The organism is Rhizobium sp. BK661 (assembly GCF_024808825.1).
Taxonomy (GTDB): domain Bacteria; phylum Pseudomonadota; class Alphaproteobacteria; order Rhizobiales; family Rhizobiaceae; genus Rhizobium.
In genome coordinates this window covers 340,111-358,042 of sequence record NZ_JANTYT010000003.1, presented here as the reverse complement: position 1 = coordinate 358,042, position 17,932 = coordinate 340,111, and the positions used below count along the sequence as shown (strand labels likewise).

At 61.2% G+C, this 17,932-nt stretch carries 20 protein-coding genes; 7 read left to right on the top strand and 13 right to left on the bottom strand.

Annotated features, from left to right (window positions below):
* Positions 1–10: 10 nt before the first annotated feature.
* Complete coding sequence (locus FHX16_RS10510) at positions 11–466, top strand: Lrp/AsnC family transcriptional regulator (protein WP_016555203.1); 456 nt, start codon at positions 11–13, stop codon at positions 464–466.
* Positions 467–707: 241 nt separating this feature from the next.
* On the opposite strand, the gene FHX16_RS10505 is transcribed toward FHX16_RS10510, so the two are convergent.
* Positions 708–1,421: a GntR family transcriptional regulator gene (locus FHX16_RS10505; RefSeq protein ID WP_210296667.1), complete on the bottom strand. Its 714-nt coding sequence runs from the start codon at positions 1,419–1,421 to the stop codon at positions 708–710.
* Positions 1,422–1,689: 268 nt separating this feature from the next.
* On the opposite strand from FHX16_RS10505, the gene FHX16_RS10500 reads away from it, so the two are divergent.
* From FHX16_RS10500 to FHX16_RS10475, 6 genes are all read left to right on the top strand, one after another.
* Positions 1,690–2,778 carry an ABC transporter ATP-binding protein gene (locus FHX16_RS10500; RefSeq protein WP_183861952.1) on the top strand — a complete coding sequence of 363 codons (1,089 nt, stop codon included), beginning with the start codon at positions 1,690–1,692 and terminating at the stop codon, positions 2,776–2,778.
* Positions 2,779–2,812: 34 nt separating this feature from the next.
* Complete coding sequence (locus FHX16_RS10495) at positions 2,813–4,120, top strand: PotD/PotF family extracellular solute-binding protein (RefSeq protein ID WP_183861950.1); 1,308 nt, start codon at positions 2,813–2,815, stop codon at positions 4,118–4,120.
* 245 nt (positions 4,121–4,365) lie between these two features.
* Positions 4,366–5,280 carry an ABC transporter permease gene (locus FHX16_RS10490; RefSeq protein ID WP_183861948.1) on the top strand — a complete coding sequence of 305 codons (915 nt, stop codon included), beginning with the start codon at positions 4,366–4,368 and terminating at the stop codon, positions 5,278–5,280.
* Between the two features lies 1 nt (position 5,281).
* Positions 5,282–6,103, top strand: coding sequence for an ABC transporter permease (locus tag FHX16_RS10485; RefSeq protein ID WP_183861946.1), 822 nt, complete (start codon positions 5,282–5,284; stop codon positions 6,101–6,103).
* 6 nt (positions 6,104–6,109) lie between these two features.
* Positions 6,110–6,850 carry an aspartate/glutamate racemase family protein gene (locus tag FHX16_RS10480; protein ID WP_183861944.1) on the top strand — a complete coding sequence of 247 codons (741 nt, stop codon included), beginning with the start codon at positions 6,110–6,112 and terminating at the stop codon, positions 6,848–6,850.
* A gap of 3 nt (positions 6,851–6,853) precedes the next feature.
* Complete coding sequence (locus FHX16_RS10475; protein WP_259127567.1) at positions 6,854–7,465, top strand: flavin reductase family protein; 612 nt, start codon at positions 6,854–6,856, stop codon at positions 7,463–7,465.
* 68 nt (positions 7,466–7,533) lie between these two features.
* Here the strand turns inward: FHX16_RS10475 and FHX16_RS10470 are convergent, their stop codons facing one another.
* From FHX16_RS10470 to FHX16_RS10415, 12 genes are read right to left on the bottom strand one after another with little or no spacing between them, the layout of a single operon-like run.
* A complete protein-coding gene (locus tag FHX16_RS10470) occupies positions 7,534–8,526 on the bottom strand; it encodes a dihydroxyacetone kinase subunit DhaK (RefSeq protein WP_183861942.1) in 993 nt (330 codons plus the stop codon).
* Between the two features lie 55 nt (positions 8,527–8,581).
* Complete coding sequence (locus tag FHX16_RS10465) at positions 8,582–8,992, bottom strand: hypothetical protein (RefSeq protein ID WP_114713755.1); 411 nt, start codon at positions 8,990–8,992, stop codon at positions 8,582–8,584.
* A gap of 2 nt (positions 8,993–8,994) precedes the next feature.
* Positions 8,995–10,575 (bottom strand): putative PEP-binding protein, encoded by a 1,581-nt coding sequence (locus tag FHX16_RS10460; protein WP_183861940.1) that lies wholly within the window; start codon positions 10,573–10,575, stop codon positions 8,995–8,997.
* Positions 10,559–10,903 (bottom strand): HPr family phosphocarrier protein, encoded by a 345-nt coding sequence (locus FHX16_RS10455; protein ID WP_114713753.1) that lies wholly within the window; start codon positions 10,901–10,903, stop codon positions 10,559–10,561. Before FHX16_RS10455 ends, FHX16_RS10460 begins: the two co-directional genes overlap by 17 nt.
* Complete coding sequence (gene dhaM / locus FHX16_RS10450) at positions 10,903–11,301, bottom strand: dihydroxyacetone kinase phosphoryl donor subunit DhaM (protein ID WP_183861938.1); 399 nt, start codon at positions 11,299–11,301, stop codon at positions 10,903–10,905. The genes FHX16_RS10455 and dhaM overlap by 1 nt, the downstream gene beginning before the upstream one ends.
* Positions 11,298–11,912, bottom strand: a complete 615-nt coding sequence (gene dhaL, locus FHX16_RS10445) for a dihydroxyacetone kinase subunit DhaL (RefSeq protein WP_183861936.1) — start codon at positions 11,910–11,912, stop codon at positions 11,298–11,300. Before dhaL ends, dhaM begins: the two co-directional genes overlap by 4 nt.
* A 28-nt stretch (positions 11,913–11,940) precedes the next feature.
* Positions 11,941–13,581, bottom strand: a complete 1,641-nt coding sequence (locus FHX16_RS10440) for a dihydroxyacetone kinase subunit DhaK (protein ID WP_183861934.1) — start codon at positions 13,579–13,581, stop codon at positions 11,941–11,943.
* A 46-nt stretch (positions 13,582–13,627) separates the two neighbouring features.
* On the bottom strand, positions 13,628–14,632 hold the full coding sequence (locus tag FHX16_RS10435) for an ABC transporter ATP-binding protein (RefSeq protein WP_183861932.1): 1,005 nt from the start codon (positions 14,630–14,632) through the stop codon (positions 13,628–13,630).
* The gene (locus FHX16_RS10430) at positions 14,625–15,722 is read right to left on the bottom strand and encodes an ABC transporter ATP-binding protein (RefSeq protein WP_183861930.1); all 1,098 of its coding nucleotides are present in this window, start codon (positions 15,720–15,722) and stop codon (positions 14,625–14,627) included. The genes FHX16_RS10435 and FHX16_RS10430 overlap by 8 nt, the downstream gene beginning before the upstream one ends.
* A gap of 3 nt (positions 15,723–15,725) precedes the next feature.
* Positions 15,726–15,938, bottom strand: coding sequence for a hypothetical protein (locus FHX16_RS10425; protein ID WP_007814759.1), 213 nt, complete (start codon positions 15,936–15,938; stop codon positions 15,726–15,728).
* Positions 15,935–16,888 carry a carbohydrate ABC transporter permease gene (locus FHX16_RS10420; RefSeq protein WP_016555185.1) on the bottom strand — a complete coding sequence of 318 codons (954 nt, stop codon included), beginning with the start codon at positions 16,886–16,888 and terminating at the stop codon, positions 15,935–15,937. Before FHX16_RS10420 ends, FHX16_RS10425 begins: the two co-directional genes overlap by 4 nt.
* Entirely contained in the window at positions 16,885–17,853 is a 969-nt protein-coding gene (locus tag FHX16_RS10415; RefSeq protein ID WP_183861928.1) for a carbohydrate ABC transporter permease, read from the bottom strand. The genes FHX16_RS10420 and FHX16_RS10415 overlap by 4 nt, the downstream gene beginning before the upstream one ends.
* Between the last annotated feature and the right edge of the window lie 79 nt (positions 17,854–17,932).

The window sequence follows — 17,932 nt, the reverse complement described above, 5'->3', positions numbered from 1 at the left end:
AGGGAGGGCCATGGACGAGAAGGACCGACAGATCATCTCTACGCTGCAGCGGGACGGCCGCCTATCGAACCAAGAGCTTTCCGAGAAAGTGGCGCTTTCGCCGTCTCCATGTCTTCGCCGTCTCAGGCTCCTGGAAGAGAACGGTGTCATCAAGGGGTACACCGCTATCGTGGATGAGGAGGCCTACGGGCTTCCAATCACCGCGTTCGTCCGCATCAGGCTCGAGCGCCACTCGGAGGCGGCGATCGCGGCCTTCGAGCGAAAGGTCCGCTCCATCGACAATATACAGGACTGCTACGTCATGACGGGGGAGGCCGACTATCTCCTGCGCGTCCTCGTTCAAAGTCTGAAGGACTACGAGCAGTTCGTCAGGCAACAGCTTCACAACATCGAAGGGATCGCGGGGATCGACACAAGTTTCGCCTATGCAACCGTCAAGAAGACGACGGTGTTCCCGCGTATCTGATGGAAGGGTCGGACTATCTGTGCCGCCTCCAGCTAAAGAGGCGCCGATTATCGTCCGCTCTCGGCAGGCCATAAGCGGACCATGACTTTGCGCCGCCGGTAGTCTCTTTTTCTGCTGCCTGTCGAGCATTTGTCTCGGCGATCCCGATGCGGGTCGGGCATCCGATGATGCCCTTCCGCTCATGGCAGACTTGGAAACCAGCAGTACCCGGTCAACGCCTTCGGCTCTGGTTAATCTGACCTCACCCCTCGAAGGCTTCCTTGAGACCGACGCTCTTGCGTTCGCGAAGATCAAGATCGGCCTCGATATGCGCGATGTGGTGCAGCATCAGCCTGCATGCCTCGTCGAGATCGTTCCTCTCGATCGCGGCGACGATATCGCCATGCTCGGAATGACCGCAACTCGATATGGTCGATTGACCATAAAGGGCGATCACCAGCGACGAGCGGGCTACGAGTTCATCCATAAAACGTTGCATGATCGCATTGCCGGATATGGCGGCAAGCGTCAGGTGAAAGTCGCCCGATGCCTTGATCTCGGCACGTCGTGCCATCTGGCCGCGCTCGCTCATCAGGCGGCCTTCCGCGATGAGCAATTGCTTCAGATGCTGGATTTGCGAAGGCGTGATTCTGGCTGCAGCCTCCCGCAAGATCCCGGGCTCGACCAGGCGGCGGGCAGCGAAAATCTGGCGAGCCTCATCGGGCGAGGGGTAGGCGACGAACGCGCCACGGTTCTTTTCGACGCTGACCAGGCCCTCATAGGAAAGAGCCTGCAGGGCGGCGCGCGCAAGCGTACGGCTGACGTTGAACAGGTTGCCGACATCGCTTTCCGATAGCTTTGTTCCCGGCGACAGCCGCCGCTCGACGATCGCATCGCGGATCGCGTCGCGGATCTGTTGTGCGCCCGTATCGGTTGAATCCTCTGTGGTATGCACGGCGGTTGCGGTGGGCTTCATGAACACAAATACCTTTTGACCGGGAAATGATATCTGCGTTTCCCGTAAAAGTTAAACGGAATTTGCGCTCAAAGAGATGGCTAAATTGTATACGATCGTTTGCACGAAGTGCGAACGATAGCCTATTTTCTGGGCAGGTGATGTTGGTGCCGCAATTTTGATGTGTGACCCTTCTGCAAAGCGAAGTGTTTGATTTTTCGACGCTTGATGCACCGCAATAGGAACTGGCACGGCGGATGCATTGTCCTTCTCGAACAGGGGAAGACCAATGTCGAAGGCCGCAGAGATCGATATCGTATCAGTTTCCAAGGTGTATGGCGCCACCACGGCGGTCCATTCCATCAGCCTGAAGATACCGGCCGGTTCCTATTGCTGCTTTCTCGGCCCCTCCGGCTGCGGCAAGACCTCAACGCTGCGCATGATCGCCGGGCACGAAAGCATTTCGTCCGGTGATATCAGGCTTGGCAATACAGTCGTCACCGACTTTCCGCCGGCCAAGCGCGGCACGGCGATGATGTTCCAGTCTTATGCGCTCTTCCCGCATCTCGACCTCGTCGACAACGTCGCTTTCAGCCTGAAGATGAAGGGTGTCGAGAAGGACGAACGGCGGACCAAGGCGCTCGAGTTGCTGAAACTGATGCAGATGGACGCCTATGCGACGCGGCGGCCAGCACAGTTATCAGGCGGGCAGCAGCAGCGTGTGGCGCTGGCACGCGCGCTGATTACCGATCCGGAAGCGCTGCTGCTCGACGAGCCGTTGTCGGCGCTCGATCCGTTCCTGAAGATCCGCATGCGTGCCGAACTGAAAAAGCTGCAGAAGAGCCTCGGCATCACCTTCGTGCATGTGACGCACAGCCAGGAAGAGGCGATGGCGCTCGCCGATATCATTGTCATCATGAACGACGGCAAGATCGAGCAGGCGGCAACGCCGCGCAAGGTCTTCGAGGAGCCGGCCACCGCCTTCGTCGCTCGCTTCATGGGGGATCACAATGTTCTCTCCGGCCGCGTCGTTTCCTCGAAAGACGGTGTTACGACGCTCGAGGTTCCGGAAGGTCAGACATTCTCGGTGCGCGGCAACGGCAAGCACGCCGGCGAGAGTGTCGACATCGGTATCCGCACAGATCGGGTGCGGCTCGATACCGCTTCCGACAAGACGCTCGGTTTCAACGGCGTCGTCTCCAACATCGAATATCGCGGCGCCTCGGTGAAGCTCACCGTGGCCGGCGCGGGCAGCGATGACTTCACCGTCATTGCGTCCGATGGCGATTATTTCGCCAACCCCGCATCGGTCGGCGATGCGGTGTCCCTGAGTTGGGCCTTGGAGGACGCCGTTCTCCTGGGCCGCGTTTCGGCATGAATCTTCATTACCACAAAAACCAGAGGGAACTGACATGACTGATACAACGAAAACCACCAAGAAGGGTCTGATGGGCAAGGGCGTGTCGCGCCGCAGCCTGCTGAAGACGGGTGCTGCCGCCCTCGGCGCTGCCGCCGGCTCCGGCCTGATCACCGGCTTCCCGACCATCTGGGCGCAGTCCAACATCACGCTTCGCCAGTTCGGCACCGGCGTCTCCAACATCAACGCCATCGCCGAGCAGTGCAAGAAGGACCTCGGCATCACGCTCGAGATGACGGCGACGGATTCCGACGCCGCCGCGCAGCGCGCCGTGACGCAGCCTGACAGCTACGACATCGCCGACATCGAATACTGGATCCTGAAGAAGGTCTATCCGACCGGCGTCATCCAGCCGATGGATGTGAAGAAGCTGAAGTACTACGACAAGGTCGTTCCGCTGTTCAAGAACGGCAAGCTGAAGCCGGATAGCGTGATTGCGCAGGGCACCGCGCCGCACACGGTCGGTTACGTCGAAAAAGCCGACGCCAAGACCTTCGCCAAGGGCGAGACCGAGCTCTTCACCATGATGCCGACGATCTACAACGCCGACACGCTCGGCATTCGCCCTGATCTCGTCGGCCGCGAGATCTCGACCTGGGCCGATATCATGGACCCGAAGTTCAAGGGCAAGACCTCAATCCTCAACATCCCGTCGATCGGCATCATGGATGCCGCGATGATCATGGAAGCGCTCGGCAACATCAAGTACGCCGACAAGGGCAACATGACCAAGGAAGAGATCGACAAGACGATCGACTTCCTGATCAAGGCAAAGCAGGACGGTCAGTTCCGCGCCTTCTGGAAGTCGTTCGACGAGTCGGTCAACCTGATGGCTTCGGGCGAAGTCATCATCCAGTCCATGTGGTCGCCGGCTGTCGCCGCTGTTCGCTCCAAGGGCATCGCCTGCAAATACCAGCCGCTCAAGGAAGGCTATCGCTCGTGGGGCGGCGGTCTCGGCCTCGCTTCGCACCTCAAGGGTGCCGAGCTCGATGCGGCCTACGAGTACATCAACTGGTACACATCCGGCTGGGTCGGCGGCTACCTCAACCGCCAGGGCTACTACTCTGCCTGCATGGACACCGCCAAGGGCTTCATGACGGCTGACGAGTGGGGCTACTGGATCGAAGGCAAGGCAGCCCAGGGCGATATCCTCTCGCCGGAAGGCAAGGTCATGGAGAAGGCCGGCGCCGTTCGCGACGGTGGTTCGTTCGAAGAGCGCATGGGTCATGTCGCGTGCTGGAACTCCGTCATGGACGAAGACCGCTACATGGTTCGCCGCTGGAACGAGTTCATCGCGGCTTAAGGCGGCCATCATCCGCCACAGCGGGTGCCGCTTTCCCCTCCCCAAACCCTCCCCACAAGGGGGAGGGAGCGTGGGCGCTGCGGCAAGGAGCCGGTTCCTCCCGAGGAGCGTGGCGGCAGAAAACGCCCTCGCTCTTGTGGGGAGGGTGCAACAGAAGAACTCCCTCCCCCCTGTGGGGAGGGTTGGGGAGGGGTCTTCGATCCCTCTCTCAATTCCGTTTCAAGGCAAATCCGAGAGGATGGCAGATGGCGACGATCGCTTCAGCAGAGACAAACGAGACGACTGACCGGGTCCGCAGTGCTGGCTTTCGGCTTGCGCCGTGGGCCGCCTCCTATCTCCAGGCGACGCCGCTCATCCTGATCCTCGGTTTCTTCTTCATCCTGCCGATCGCGATGATCGCGGTGGTGAGCTTCTGGGATTACGACTTCGCCGGTCTCTATCCCGATTTCCTGACGATGAACTACACCGAGACGCTCGGCTCGTGGGTGACGTGGAAGACCTATCTCAATACGCTGAAATTCACCGTCATCGTCTGGGCGCTGACCGTCTTCATCGGTTTCTGGGTCGCCTATTTCCTTGCCTTTCATATCCGCCGCACGTCGACGCAGATGATCCTGTTTCTGGTCTGCACCGTGCCGTTCATGACGTCGAACATCATCCGCATGATCTCGTGGATCCCGGTGCTCGGCCGCAATGGCCTCGTCAACTCTGCGCTGATCAAGGCGGGCATCATCCCGCAGCCGATCGAGTGGCTGCTCTATTCCGATTTCGCCGTGGTTCTCGCCATGGTGCATCTCTACACGCTGTTCATGGTGACACCGATCTTCAACACGCTGATGCGCATCGACCGCTCGCTGTTCGAGGCAGCGCGCGATGCCGGCGCCAGCGGCTGGCAGATCCTCTGGAACGTCGTCATCCCGCTCGCCAAGCCCGGCATCGCCATCGGCTCGATCTTCGTTGTGACGCTTGTGATGGCTGACTTCTCCACCGTGCAGGTGATGTCCGGCGGGCAGAGCGCTTCAGTGGCGCTGATGATGAAGAACCAGATGTCGCTGCTGCAATATCCTGCCGCCGCCGCCAATGCCGTCGTGCTTCTGGTCGTCGTCCTGATGATGGTCGCGGCCATCCTGCGCGTCGTCGATATCCGCAAGGAGCTTTGAGATGAACCACGAGAGGCGCACCTTCGAATTCTACGTGCTCGCAGCCTTCTTCCTTGTCTTCGTGCTGTTCCTCTACGGACCGCTCTCGGCGATCCTGATCCTGTCCTTTCAGGGGCCGGATGGCGGCCTCACCTTTCCGCTGAACGGCATTTCCGTTCACTGGTTCTACAATCTGTTCGAGAAACAGGCGGTGGGCGATTTCGGCGCCTCGTTCCGTCGGTCGTCTACGCTCGGCCTGATGGTGATGGTTGTCACGGTCGTCGTATCGCTGCTCGCGGGCCTTGCCTTCCGCCGCCGGTTCCGTGGCGCGACTTTTCTGTTTTACGCGACTGTCGCCAGCCTCGTGGTGCCGTCGATCATCATCTCGCTCGGAATCGGCGTGGTGTTCCAGCAGGGCGGGCTGAAGCCTGCCTGGTATTCGTCGGCCTTCGGCGCGCATCTGACATGGACGTTGCCGTTCGGCGTGCTCATCATGTTCGCCGTGTTCAACCGTTTCTCGCCCGCCTACGAGGAAGCTGCCCGCGATCTTGGCGCGAGTTCTTGGCAGACCTTCCGCCACGTCGTGCTGCCGATGATTGCGCCGAGCCTGATCGGTGTCGGGCTGTTCGGCTTCACGCTCTCTTACGACGAATTCGCCCGGACGCTGATGACATCAGGCAGCTACAACACGCTGCCGCTCGAAATCTACGGTATGACCACCAACGTCACGACGCCGGTGCTATACGCGCTCGGCACGGTAACGACGCTGTTTTCCTTCACTATCATCCTCGTCGCGCTCGGCATCATGCTCATGCTGCGTCGGCGTCAGGCAAAGGTAAGCTGACCCCCAATGCGCATTCTTCTGGTCAATCCCAATACGACTGAAACCATGACCGAGAAGGCAGCCCTTGCTGCCCGCGCGGTCATGGCGTCTGGCACCGTCATCATTGCCGCCACCTCGCGAATGGGGCCGGTATCGATTGAAGGGCATTATGACGGGGCGCTCGCAATCCCGGGACTTCTCAGCGAACTCAAGGAGCGGGCTGGCGAATACGATGCCGCGATCATCGCCTGCTTCGACGATACGGGACTTGACGCGGCGCGCAGCTTTGCCGACGTGCCGGTGCTTGGACTCTGTGAATCTGCGGTCGCCACCGCAGGCTTCCTGGCGCAGCGATTTACCGTCGTGACGACGCTGGAGCGTTCGCGTGTCTTGATTGACAATCTTGTACGACGCTACGGCATGGGCGGACGCGCCAGGGTGCGCGCCTCCGATATTCCGGTTCTTCAGCTCGAAGATCCCACTTCGGGCGCTATCGGCAAGCTCCGGGCCGAGATCGAGCGTGCTCTTGCTGAGGATGGCGCCGAAGCGATCGTGCTTGGCTGCGCTGGGATGACTGATCTGGCGCGCGAGCTGCAGGATATCTACGGCGTGCCCGTGGTCGATGGGGTCGCCGTAGCGGTGAAGCAGGCCGAGGCGCTGGTTTCGCTCGGATTGTCGACGAGCAAGCGCGGTTCTTACGCATCGCCTCTGGCAAAACCCTTTACCGGCGCTATGAGCGCTTTCGCGCCGATGCGAGCAGCAGGCTGACCGATGACAATATCCTTCGATTTCGAAGCACTCTCGGAGCGTGAGCGTTACAAGCTGATGATTGGCACGATCATTCCGCGACCGATCGCGCTGGTGACTACGGTCGACGAACATGGCCGTATCAATGCCGCCCCGTTTAGCTTCTTCAATTGCCTCTCCGCCGATCCGCCCATCCTGGCGCTCGGCGTCGAGAACAATCCGGACATGTCTTTCAAGGACACGGGCTATAACATCCGCATGACGGAAGTCTTCACAGTCAACATTGTGTCGTTTTCCATTGCCGAAGCGATGCATGTCTGCGGGTCAAAATATCCGCGTGGTGTCGACGAGCTCAAGGAGGCGGGACTGACGGCGATGGCGGGTCAGAAAGTCGCTTCGCCATGGATCGCGGAAGCACCCGCAGCATTCGAGTGCAGGCGTCATGTCACGCTTGAGCTCGGGAAATCCCGTCAGATCATCATGGGCGAGATCGTCTATGCTCATTATCGCGACGGTGTCGTCGATCCTGAAGGTCTGCGCGTCGATCCCAGGCAAGTCGATGCCATCGCGCGCCTTGGCGGCGATACCTGCTCGACGATCCGTGACCGTTTCGAGATGCTGACGCCGAAATTATAAGATTTTCCAACCTTTGGGTCCGACGAGTTGCAGGCCGCTGCGCTGAGGTCGCCACGACAGACCCATCCCTAGCAGCCCCAGCGCAAGGCAGCCGTGGCGACAGGCGAATCCCATAGAGCGAACTCTTCGTCACGAAGCAGAGCGAGCGAGATCGAAAGGCCCTGCATGTCAAGTGAGCTTGCGTAAGTACCAACCAGTGAGCGCGCGATCTGCAGACCATGACCCTGCATGAAGCGATGCGCGACGTTGTAAGCGAGATAAAGTTCCGCCGGCGGCGTGCCGCCAAGGCCGTTCACGAAAAGCAATGCCTTGTCAGAAACCCGAGCGACTTCGTTGAAAACCACCTCGCTTAGATGCCTCACGATGGTGTCCGCGTTGGAGAAGGGCTCTCTTGAACGGCCCGGCTCTCCATGAATGCCAACACCCATTTCTATTTCTTCGGGGCCGAGTGAAAAGGTCGATCGCCGCGTGTGCGGCACCGTGACACCGGTCAGTGCGACACCCATCGATCTGACGCGGGACGCGAGGCCGGCAGCAAGGGTTTTCAATTCAGCGAGTGCCATGCCGTTTTCCGCGGCGGCGCCGAGAAGCCTTTCCATGATTACCGTACCGGCAATGCCTCGTCGACCGCGGCCGTCGTTCGTGCTTGCCGTTTCGATGTCGTCGCTTACGATCACCATCTCAATTCGGTGGCGGCTCGATGCCATCTCTGCCGCCATTTCGAAATTCATGAGGTCGCCGTCATAATTCTTTACCACCAGCAGGCAGCCGGCACCGGTGTCCACGTCCTCTATCGCGCTGAGGATTTGGCCTGGAGTAGGGGACGTGAAAATATGCCCGACGCATGCTGCATCCAGCATGCCGCGACCGACGAAGCCGACATGCATCGGCTCGTGGCCCGCTCCACCCCCGGAGATGACTGCTACCTTACCTGGAACGAGGTGGCGACGACGGACAAATTGACGGTCTGCGCCGAATACAAGGAACTCCTCATGGGCGCGCACGAAGCCTTCGACGCTTTCGGCGACCATTGTGTCCGCTGCATTCATGAATTTCTTCATCAAACCCCTCCCAAGGCGATGATCATCTAGCGCTCGTTCCGCGCGAACCGTCCGTTCAATCAGGCGGCCCCGAAATCTCGGCGATCTTTTGGACCAGGTCCGTGATCGCCTCTTCCAGAAGCCGGTTGCGGCGTTCATCGCCGAAGTCAGGCACCATTATCGAAAGATGCCGCAGTTTTTCCGTGGCGCCAAACTCCGGCAGCTTGCCGGGATGGGCGACCTGATAGGCGTCCAAAAAACGGTCCTGTTCGGCGGGGCTAAAATGGCACACCCTGAAGATGGTCGCGAGGTGACGCGCCGGAAGAGGCGTCGCATAAGTGGGGCTGGTTATCTGGGTGACGAAGCTGCGATGCTTGCCGAGTTCCGTCGCCAGCCTCTGACGTGTTCCTGACGGTCGGTTGTCGATAATCTGCGCCAGAATGTCCTTGTAGGCGATAATGGCGTCTTCGGTGTCTTCGCGCGCCATCCCTAGTCCCCGGCTGCTTTTGTCCCATCGGCGTTCAGGCCGACGAGTGCCGATCTTATCGCGCCAAGTCGAGCTGGCGCCACCGAAAAATGGCGTATGCCTGCCGCGAGGAGACCGGGCGTGCGCAGCGGGTCGCCGGCCATGTCACCGCAAATGCTGACCGGTCGGCCGCCGGCGAGCTTCACCGCCTGGGTCAGCAGGCGCAGCACGGCCGGTACGACTCGCTCTCGCTCCAGGCTGAAGCCGACCTCGTCACGTGCGGAGGCCACGAGGTATTGCGTCAGGTCGTTCGTGCCGAACGAAAAGAAGTCAGCGCCATCAAAGTCGTCGAGCATGAGCGCGGCTGCCGGTACCTCCACCATCATGCCGATCGGCGGAGTGCGGTGCGGCACGCCGCGGCGGCGAAGTTCGCCGGCTTCTTCGCGACAGATTTGCCGCATGTCATCAACTTCGGAAGGGAATGTCACCATTGGCAACATGATACGCAGGTTGCCAAAGACTGCTGCTCGAAGGAGCGCACGCGCCTGAACCCGCGCAATCTGCGGCCGGGCAAGAAGCAGACGGATACCGCGCAGCGAGCAGGTCTCGGTAATGCCCGGAAGCGGCTTGTCGCCCCCGACATCCAACATGCGGATTGTTACAGGACGTCCATCTGCCCATTCCAGGAGGCGTCGGTAGATTGCAAGCTGCTTTTCTTCGTTTGCTGCATCACCGAGCGACATCACCGCGAATTCAGACCGCATCAACCCTATGCCCGCGGTCACCTCGGCGGGAACCGCGTCCACTTCTGTCGGAGCGTTGACATTGACGGACAGGAGTACTTGCGTTCCGTCCGACGTGTACACAATTCCGTTGTCGAGTGGCAGAGCAGTGCTTTTTGACGGATCGCCGTGTCCCGCCGAGGTCGCGTTCGACTTGGCTGCCTGAAGAATGACAATACCAGTGTCACCATCAACTCCGATATGTTGCCCCCCTGCTGTTACGAAGCGGCCGGCGCCGATCACCATCGGTATCGACCGGGATCTGGCAAGCAGGGCGACATGACCGACCGCGCTGCCTGCGTAAAGAGCGATACCACCGCCGGCCGACCAGTCGTGGGCTAGGAAACGGCTGGGTTCCATATCCTTTCCAACATAGATCGATCCGGATGGAAAGTCGTCGACAGTCGTTCCCGTGAGCACCGACAAGACGCGGTTCTTGATATCGAGGATGTCAACGGCGCGCGCCCGCAATTGGGCTTCTTCCGAGCACTCCAGTTCCCGGATGTATCCATCGAGTGTTCCGACCCAGGCGAATGCCGCGTTTTCGCCAGCCTCGATGCGCGCGCCAGTCGCCTCGGTCAGCGTCGGATCGCGAAGTACCTCAATCTGAAACTCGACGATATCGCCGCCCTCCGGGTCCGTCCCGGTGGCCAGTTCCTGCAGTTCGAGAATAGCTTTCTCGATCGCACTTGCGAGCTCGACCTGGCCGGATAAGCTTGACGGGATTGACGCGGCGGGTTCGACCGGTTCGGCTACGAAGGCCGGGCCGCTCGCACTACCTGGCGAGGCGCTGGTGGCTTTCAGTCTAAGCGGTTCGGCCATGCTTCTTTTCCTCGTCGAAATTGCGCTCGATGAGGTCCTTCAATGCCCGGATGGCTTCTTCCGCGAGAATGCCGTTTGCACGGATCTTGAGCACCGAACCCTTGCGGATCTTGGCGCCCATGATCTTGATGATGCTCTTGCCGTTCAACCAGACGTCGTTGCCGTTGACCGCGACTTCGATCGAGCACGGAAACGACTTTGCCAGCCGCGTGAACGTCACTGACGGTCGAGCATGCAGTCCAACGCCATGCTTCACCTCGACTTCGGTCTGGCAACTGGCATGGATCTGCCCGGCCTCGTGGGCCCCAATACGAAAACCGCCGTTCATCAGGGTGATAGCTCCTCTGCCGTCGCGACCACCTTGGCCAACGACGCCCCACCGGAGGCCTCGGCAGCGGCAATAACGGCTCCTTCGACAACAGGGGCGTTGCAGATCGAAACCTTTTGGGAGCGGGGAGAACCGAGCATCTCGATCGCCATTTCGCTGTTGGTTTCGGCCCCCCCAAGGTCGACGAAGACGGCGACGCCAGCTTCCGACCATGCCTCGTCAATTGCCTTGAGAATTCCCCCGGCATCGGTGCCAAGCTCGCCTCGACTGTTGCCGCCCGACCAGGCAAGCGGCACGCTGTCACCCACCATCTGCCGCACCATCTCGGCGGTGCCTTTCGCGACCAGCGGCGAGTGGGAGACGATCACGATCCCGACGTTTGGGGTCTTCGCATTCATTCCGGGCGGTGCTCCTCAAGGTAGCGACAGATGGCGGTTGTCAGAAGGGCGCAACTCGAAGCGCCGGGATCGACATGTCCGATCGAACGGTCTCCAAGGTAGGCCGCGCGGCCGCGCATGGCCTTCATGGCGCCGGTCAGTCGGGCGGAAAGCTCTGCACGGCGCACGATATCCGTCAGGGGGGAATGTTGTGCGAGTGCATCCTGCACCGGATACAGGACGTCGAGCAGCGTCTTGTCGCCAGCGTTCGAGCGCCCACGGCGGGCCACGGCATCGATGGCCTGCTTGAGGGCAAGCGAAAAATCCTGTTCCCGGCCCGATTTGCGAAGCTCGCGCCCCATCTCAATCAGTAGTGTCCCGTAAAGTGGGCCGGCGGCGCCGCCGATGCTCATCACCAGGGTTAGGCCGATCCGTTCCAGCGCCTCGGGCAAGGGAAGGCCTGAGACCGTCGCTTCCTCGGCGCTGACCGCCTCGCAGCCGCGCTGCATATTGGTCCCATGATCGCCGTCACCGATCGCGCGATCGAGTGCGCAGAGGTGATCGCTATTTGCCGTGATCGCGGCCCGGCAAGCCTCAATCAATCCCGCGAGAAGAACCGGTTCTGCCTGCACCTGATAGCCTCCCAACCGCAGCACCAGCTCATGTCAGCCGTGCCGCGACCTCGAATACACCTGCCACCGCGACGGCTCCCGGATCCGGCACTCCCTCCAGATCCTTTTCTCCGATATAAGACGCGCGTCCGGCCCTTGCTTTCCGCATCGCTTTTGTCGACTCGGCGCCTGCCGCCGCCGCGCTTGCCGCAGCCGCTACGCCACCCGATCTCAAGGCCGCGAGCGCCGGCGCCAGCGCATCGACCATCGTGCGGTCGCCGACTGCGGCACCCCCATAGAACGTCATCCGATCAAGTCCGGCAAGCAGGGCAGCCGCAAGATCCGCCTTTTCCGCCATGGCTTTCGATGCGGCGGTAAAGAAGATCGAGAGCAGTACGCCGCTCGAGCCACCCATGCTCGTACCGAGAACCTCGCCGATTGCGGCCATAGTGGCGGCGGGGTCATTCAGCGGTAGCGCGTCGATCCGGGAAAGGATGCTGCGCGCACCCGTTGCCATGGTGGAGCCGGTGTCGCCATCGCCGACGCGGCTATCCAGGTGGTTCAATTCGCGTTCGAGGGAAATCAGATGCTCGCAAACTGCGGCAAGGAGCCGGCGGTTCCCGCCATGGTCGCTGACCGAAGTGACCTCGGCGAGGGTGGAGGTGCTTGCTGGTGCAGGAATGACTGTGATCTCGTGCCGTTCGACGACGGGTGCCCATGCGTGCGGTTCGACCGCAGCCTTCAGTGCGGCCTCGCGGGTGGCATCCAGACGGATCAGCGAAAGCGAAAAGCCGTTCATGTTGAGCGCGGTCATCATCGGAGCCGGCCCGACGATCAGCCGGACGCGGCGGGCAAGAGAAGAGGACAACACGGCGTTGGCAATGACGCCCATTTCAAGCGGCGGTACCGCGCCGAGGTTGTTGATCAGCAGCCCATAGTCGCCCGCGCCATCAATCCTTGCAGCCAACCGCTCGCTCATGGTTGCCACGAGATCTGCAACCGGCTGCAACGCGATGCGCTCGACGCCGGGCTCTCCGTGGATTCCAAGGCCGAGCTCTCCCTCGTCGGCCCCCATCCGATCCTCATGTGCTTGGCCTGGTACACTGCAGGTCGAAAGTGACATGCCGAGGGATACGATGTCGCGCGCTGCCGCAGCTGCCTGTGCCGTGACCGTCTTCAGGTCAGCACCGGATTCGGCGTGGTAGCCGGCGATCTTGTGCACGAACAGTGTGCCGGCAACGCCGCGGGGCTGGTTGATGCCGGGGATGGCAATGTCGTCGGCAACGATCACCATCTCGACTGCGAACCCCTCGGCACGCGCCTTTTCGGCGGCCAGGCCGAAGTTCAGGCGGTCGCCGGTATAGTTTTTGACAATGAGCAATGCACCCTTGGGGCCGGTGACGGCTCGGATTGCGGTCAGCACCGCATCGACGCTGGGCGAAGCAAAAATCTCGCCGGATACCGCGGCCGTCAGCATTCCCTTGCCGACGAAGCCGGCATGCGAAGGCTCATGGCCCGCGCCGCCGCCGGAGATGATCGCGACCTTCGACCGGTCCCAGCCGGCGCGGAGGATCACCTTGATCTCAGGGAAGCTGTCCAGACGGGCAAGGCGCCCGGGGCTGCTCGTCAGAAGCACGCCGTCGAGGGCTTCGGTTACGATCGTTTCCCGGCGATTGAAGAAGTGTTTCATGGAGAGAGACCCGTCTGTTCATGCGAGTGTTTTGTTTCGTTCGGTGTCACAGCCGCTGGCCGCTGGCGTCGAAATAAAGCGGATCGCGTAGTGTCAGGCTGATTCGATCACCTGGCCGAATTGCAAGATATGGATCGGCAAGTGTGACGAGCTTGTGGTTGCGCACCCGGATGTGCAGGTGGTTCTGGTCTCCCAGGTGCTCGATCCAGTCGATTTCCGCATTGGCATTCTTGTCAACGATGATTTCAAGATGTTCGGTTCGCGCCCCGACCGTCCTGGTCCCGGGTGGTGGATTGGCTCCGGGAAGGAGATCGGCGGGCAGCAGGTTGATGTGCGGCTGGCCGAGACGGGCAGCGACATGAAGGCTGGCGGGATTGCCGTAGATTTCACGCGGCGTTCCGACCTGCAGCAGTCGGCCTCCCGCGACGATGCCGATGCGGTCTGCCATCGTCATCGCCTCGACCTGGTCATGGGTCACATAGAGCAGTGTCGAGCCGAGCTCCTTCTGGATGCGCTTCAGTTCCAGGCGCAGTTCCGCCCGCAGCTTCGCATCGAGCGAGGAGAGCGGTTCGTCCATCAGGTAGATGGCGGGCCGCCGCACCAGCGCCCTGCCGATCGCAACGCGCTGCATTTCGCCGCCCGAAAGGCGTGTCGAACGGTTCTCCAGCTTATGGTCGATCCTGACCATCCGTGCAATCTCCCGGACGCGGCGGTCGATCTCCTCGGCCCCGAGCTTGCGCACCGGCGCTCGCAGCGGAAAGGCGAGGTTGTCGTAAACCGTCATGTGCGGGTAGAGCGAGTATTGCTGGAAGACGAAGGCGACATCCCTTTCAGCCGGTGCCTCGCCGGCAACGCTGCGACCGCCGATTTCGATCCGGCCGCTGTCGGGGCGCTCCAGGCCTGCAATAAGGCGCAGCGTCGTCGTTTTGCCGGCGCCCGTCGGCCCAAGCAGGACGACGAACTCGCCGTCACGGATCGACAGGTCCAGATCAGCGAGTGCCTGTGTGTCGCCGAAACGCTTGTTGAGACCCTTGAGCGCGACGTCAGCCATGACGTTCCTCCGAATACAGCGCCGAGGCAATGGCGCGGCCCGACTTGCAATCGAACAGCGCCAGCTTGGCCGGGTTGAACTCAAGGCCAACCGTCTCGCCGATATGGAAATTACGGTTTGCCGGTACGCGCGCCTTGATGACGCCGCTCGAGGTCTCGACCGCCACCACCTGATTGGTCCCGAGATATTCGCTGCCATAGACGGCGCCACGCAACGGAGAGGCGTCGCTGAAGCGGATATGCTCCGGCCTGACGCCGAGCGCCAATTCGGCTTCCGCTAGATCTTGATGCACCTCGGGAATACTGACGTTGACGCCATGCAGCGAGATCGATTGTGCGCCCGTCTGAAGGCCTGAGGTGAAGCGCATGAAATTCATCGGCGGCGAGCCGATGAAATCGGCGACATACATGGTCGCTGGTTTGCTGTAGATTTCCTGCGGCGTGCCGAACTGCTCGATGACGCCGTGGTTCATCACGGCGATCTTGTCGGCCATCGCCATCGCCTCATGCTGGTCATGCGTCACGTAGACCGTCGTCGCATGGATGCGGTTGTGGAGTTCGCGCAGTTCATGGACCATGACCTCGCGGAACTCGGCGTCGAGCGTCCCGAGCGGCTCATCCATCAGGAAGCACTTCGGGCGGCGCACGATTGCTCGTCCGAGCGCCACGCGCTGGCGGTCGCCGCCGGCAAGCCCGGAGACGGATCGGTCAAGGATATGATCGATCTGCAGCAGCCGCGCGGTTTCCTCGACACGCTGACGGATCTCCGCCTTCGGCATGCCTTGCGACAGCAGCGGGAAGGCGATGTTCTTGCGCACGTTCATATGCGGATAGAGCGCAAAAAGCTGGAAGACGAAGGCAATGTCGCGGGCGCTGGCGCGGTTGAAGGTGACGTCTTCGCCGTCGAGGTAGATCTTGCCGCTCGTCGGCAGTTCGAGGCCGGCGATCATGCGAAGCGTCGTCGTCTTGCCGCAGCCAGACGGTCCGAGTAGCGCCAGGAACTCGCCATCATGGATGACGAAGCTCGAATCCTGCACGGCGACGAAGCTGCCGAACTGCTTGCGGAGGTTTTCGATCCTGATATCGGCCATGGCTCACTCCGGGAACTTCGAGACGATGATGAACATGGCCGTGCCGGCCAGCAGTGTCACCAGCGAATAGGTGTAGAGGACCAGCAGGAATGGCTGGAAGAGCATCAGGAAGCCGATGGCGATCAGCGCGGTTGCGATGTTCTCCATCGGGCCGCGACGCAGGAAGAAGGGGCGCTTCGGGCGGGATGGGCGCGGTGTTTCTATCAGATGCGTCATTTGCGGACCGCTCCGAAGGTGATGCCACGCAAGAGCTGCTTGCGTAGGAGAATAGTGAAGACAAGGATGGGGATGAGGAAGATCGTCGTTCCCGCCGCGACCGCTGGCCAGTCCTGACCACCTTCGCCGATGATGGTCGGGATGAAGGGCGGCGCCGTTTGGGCCTCGCCGGAGGTCAGCAGTGCCGCAAAGGCATACTCATTCCAGGCGAAGATCAGGCAGAAGATCGCGGTGGCAGCAATGCCTGTCGTTGCCTGCGGCAGGACGACCTTCCAGAAGGCCTGCAGCCGCGTATAGCCGTCGATCATCGCGGCTTCCTCATATTCGCGGGGGATCTCGTCGATGAAGCCCTTGAGCAGCCAGACGGCGAGCGAGACGTTGACCGCAGTGTAAAGCAGGATCATGCCCAGCGCCGTGTCGGAAAGCCCGAGCTCGCGGTACATCAGATAGATCGGGATGGCGACAGCAATCGGCGGCATCATGCGGGTCGACAGGATGAAGAACAGCAGGTCATCGGCGAGCGGTACCCTGAAGCGGGAGAAACCGTAGGCGGCCAGCGTCCCCAACGAGACGGCCAGGAAGGTCGAGCCAAAAGCGATCACCAGCGAGTTGGCAAAACGCGGCAGGAAGTTCGACGGGCCGGCGATCACCATGTTGCGCTTGCGGGTCACCTCGTCGCAGGTGCCGGTCGGGGCGGGCAGGGAGGCGATGTATTCCGGCGTCTGGCGCGTTCTCGTCGTCAGAAGGTTGCAGTACCCCTCCAGCGTCGGCGTAAAGACGATCTTCGGAGGATAGCTGATCGAGTCGGGCGGCGATTTGATGCTGGTCAGGAAGATCCAGACGAGCGGGATCAGCGTGATCAGGGCGTAGACGATAACGATGGCGCCGGCGATGCGCTTGCTGGTCGAGCTCGGTTCGACGACCGAATGGGCTGAGGTGGCGGAACTCATCGTTGCTTCACCCTGTTAAGTGCCTTGACGTAGATGTTGGCGAGGCCGAACACGGCGACGAAGAGGACAATGGCGAAGGCCGAGGCCCGCCCGGTTGCCCAGCTCTCGAAGGCCGCGCGCTTCAAGGTGATCGAGGCGACTTCGGTGGTCGAACCCGGACCGCCGCCGGTCAAAAGCGTGACCATGTCGAACATCTTGAAGTTCTCGATGCCGCGAAACAGCACGGCGAGCATGATGAAGGGCAGGGCCATCGGTACGGTGATCGACCAGAACTGGCGCCATGCGGAGGCGCGGTCGACCTCCGCCGCCTCGTAAATATAGTCGGGAATGGAGCGCAGGCCCGCCAGGCAGATCAGCATAACGTAGGGTGTCCACATCCAGGTATCGACAATGATGATCGCCCAAGGCGCAAGCGTGACGCTGCCGAGCATCTGGATATCAGCGGTCGGAATGCCGGTGACCAGAGAAACAGCATAGGCAAAGAGCCCGATCTGCGGCTCGTACAGGAAACGCCAGAAGTTGCCGACGACCGCGGGGGACAGCATCATCGGGATCAGGATCAGGGTCGTCCAGAAGGCGTGGCCGCGAAACTTCCGGTCGATCAGGTAGGCGAGCGTAAAGCCGATGATCGTCTGCAGCAGGATCGTCCAGAACACGAAATGGGCTGTCGTCTGCATCGCCTGCCAGATATCGGGGTCGGTCAGCACGCGCTCGTAGTTGTTCAAGCCGACGTTCTGAACCGGCGCATTTGGGCGATTGGCGCGATAATTCGTGAACGACAGATAGATTGCCCAGATGAGCGGGAAGATGTTGATGGCGAGAAGCAGGATGATGGTGGGGGCGATAAACACCCAGGCGATCGCCCGGTCGGACAGACCGCGGACCCGGCGAGCGACCGATACCGGTGTTGCTCTCGCAGTCGCATCCGCTGCCTGCTCGACCATGGAGGAAGAGGAAATGTTCAAGGTGTCACCTGGTCTTTGCGTATGTGAGACACGTGGCGGCCCGGCCGTCTTGGCAATCCGGGCCGCCATTCTGGCAAGA

Excerpts from the sequence above, each read along its gene's own strand:
- FHX16_RS10480 (WP_183861944.1), top strand. The coding sequence starts at position 6,110 with ATGCGCATTCTTCTGGTCAATCCCAATACGACTGAAACCATGACCGAG.
- FHX16_RS10420 (WP_016555185.1), bottom strand. The coding sequence starts at position 16,888 with ATGAGTTCCGCCACCTCAGCCCATTCGGTCGTCGAACCGAGCTCGACC.
- FHX16_RS10470 (WP_183861942.1), bottom strand. The coding sequence starts at position 8,526 with ATGAAGAAATTCATGAATGCAGCGGACACAATGGTCGCCGAAAGCGTC.
- FHX16_RS10465 (WP_114713755.1), bottom strand. The coding sequence starts at position 8,992 with ATGGCGCGCGAAGACACCGAAGACGCCATTATCGCCTACAAGGACATT.
- FHX16_RS10510 (WP_016555203.1), top strand. The coding sequence starts at position 11 with ATGGACGAGAAGGACCGACAGATCATCTCTACGCTGCAGCGGGACGGC.
- FHX16_RS10435 (WP_183861932.1), bottom strand. The coding sequence starts at position 14,632 with ATGGCTGACGTCGCGCTCAAGGGTCTCAACAAGCGTTTCGGCGACACA.
- FHX16_RS10500 (WP_183861952.1), top strand. The coding sequence starts at position 1,690 with ATGTCGAAGGCCGCAGAGATCGATATCGTATCAGTTTCCAAGGTGTAT.
- FHX16_RS10505 (WP_210296667.1), bottom strand. The coding sequence starts at position 1,421 with ATGAAGCCCACCGCAACCGCCGTGCATACCACAGAGGATTCAACCGAT.
- FHX16_RS10475 (WP_259127567.1), top strand. The coding sequence starts at position 6,854 with ATGACAATATCCTTCGATTTCGAAGCACTCTCGGAGCGTGAGCGTTAC.
- dhaM (WP_183861938.1), bottom strand. The coding sequence starts at position 11,301 with ATGAATGCGAAGACCCCAAACGTCGGGATCGTGATCGTCTCCCACTCG.
- FHX16_RS10485 (WP_183861946.1), top strand. The coding sequence starts at position 5,282 with ATGAACCACGAGAGGCGCACCTTCGAATTCTACGTGCTCGCAGCCTTC.
- FHX16_RS10490 (WP_183861948.1), top strand. The coding sequence starts at position 4,366 with ATGGCGACGATCGCTTCAGCAGAGACAAACGAGACGACTGACCGGGTC.
- FHX16_RS10440 (WP_183861934.1), bottom strand. The coding sequence starts at position 13,581 with ATGAAACACTTCTTCAATCGCCGGGAAACGATCGTAACCGAAGCCCTC.
- FHX16_RS10425 (WP_007814759.1), bottom strand. The coding sequence starts at position 15,938 with ATGACGCATCTGATAGAAACACCGCGCCCATCCCGCCCGAAGCGCCCC.
- FHX16_RS10495 (WP_183861950.1), top strand. The coding sequence starts at position 2,813 with ATGACTGATACAACGAAAACCACCAAGAAGGGTCTGATGGGCAAGGGC.
- FHX16_RS10460 (WP_183861940.1), bottom strand. The coding sequence starts at position 10,575 with ATGGCCGAACCGCTTAGACTGAAAGCCACCAGCGCCTCGCCAGGTAGT.
- FHX16_RS10430 (WP_183861930.1), bottom strand. The coding sequence starts at position 15,722 with ATGGCCGATATCAGGATCGAAAACCTCCGCAAGCAGTTCGGCAGCTTC.
- FHX16_RS10455 (WP_114713753.1), bottom strand. The coding sequence starts at position 10,903 with ATGAACGGCGGTTTTCGTATTGGGGCCCACGAGGCCGGGCAGATCCAT.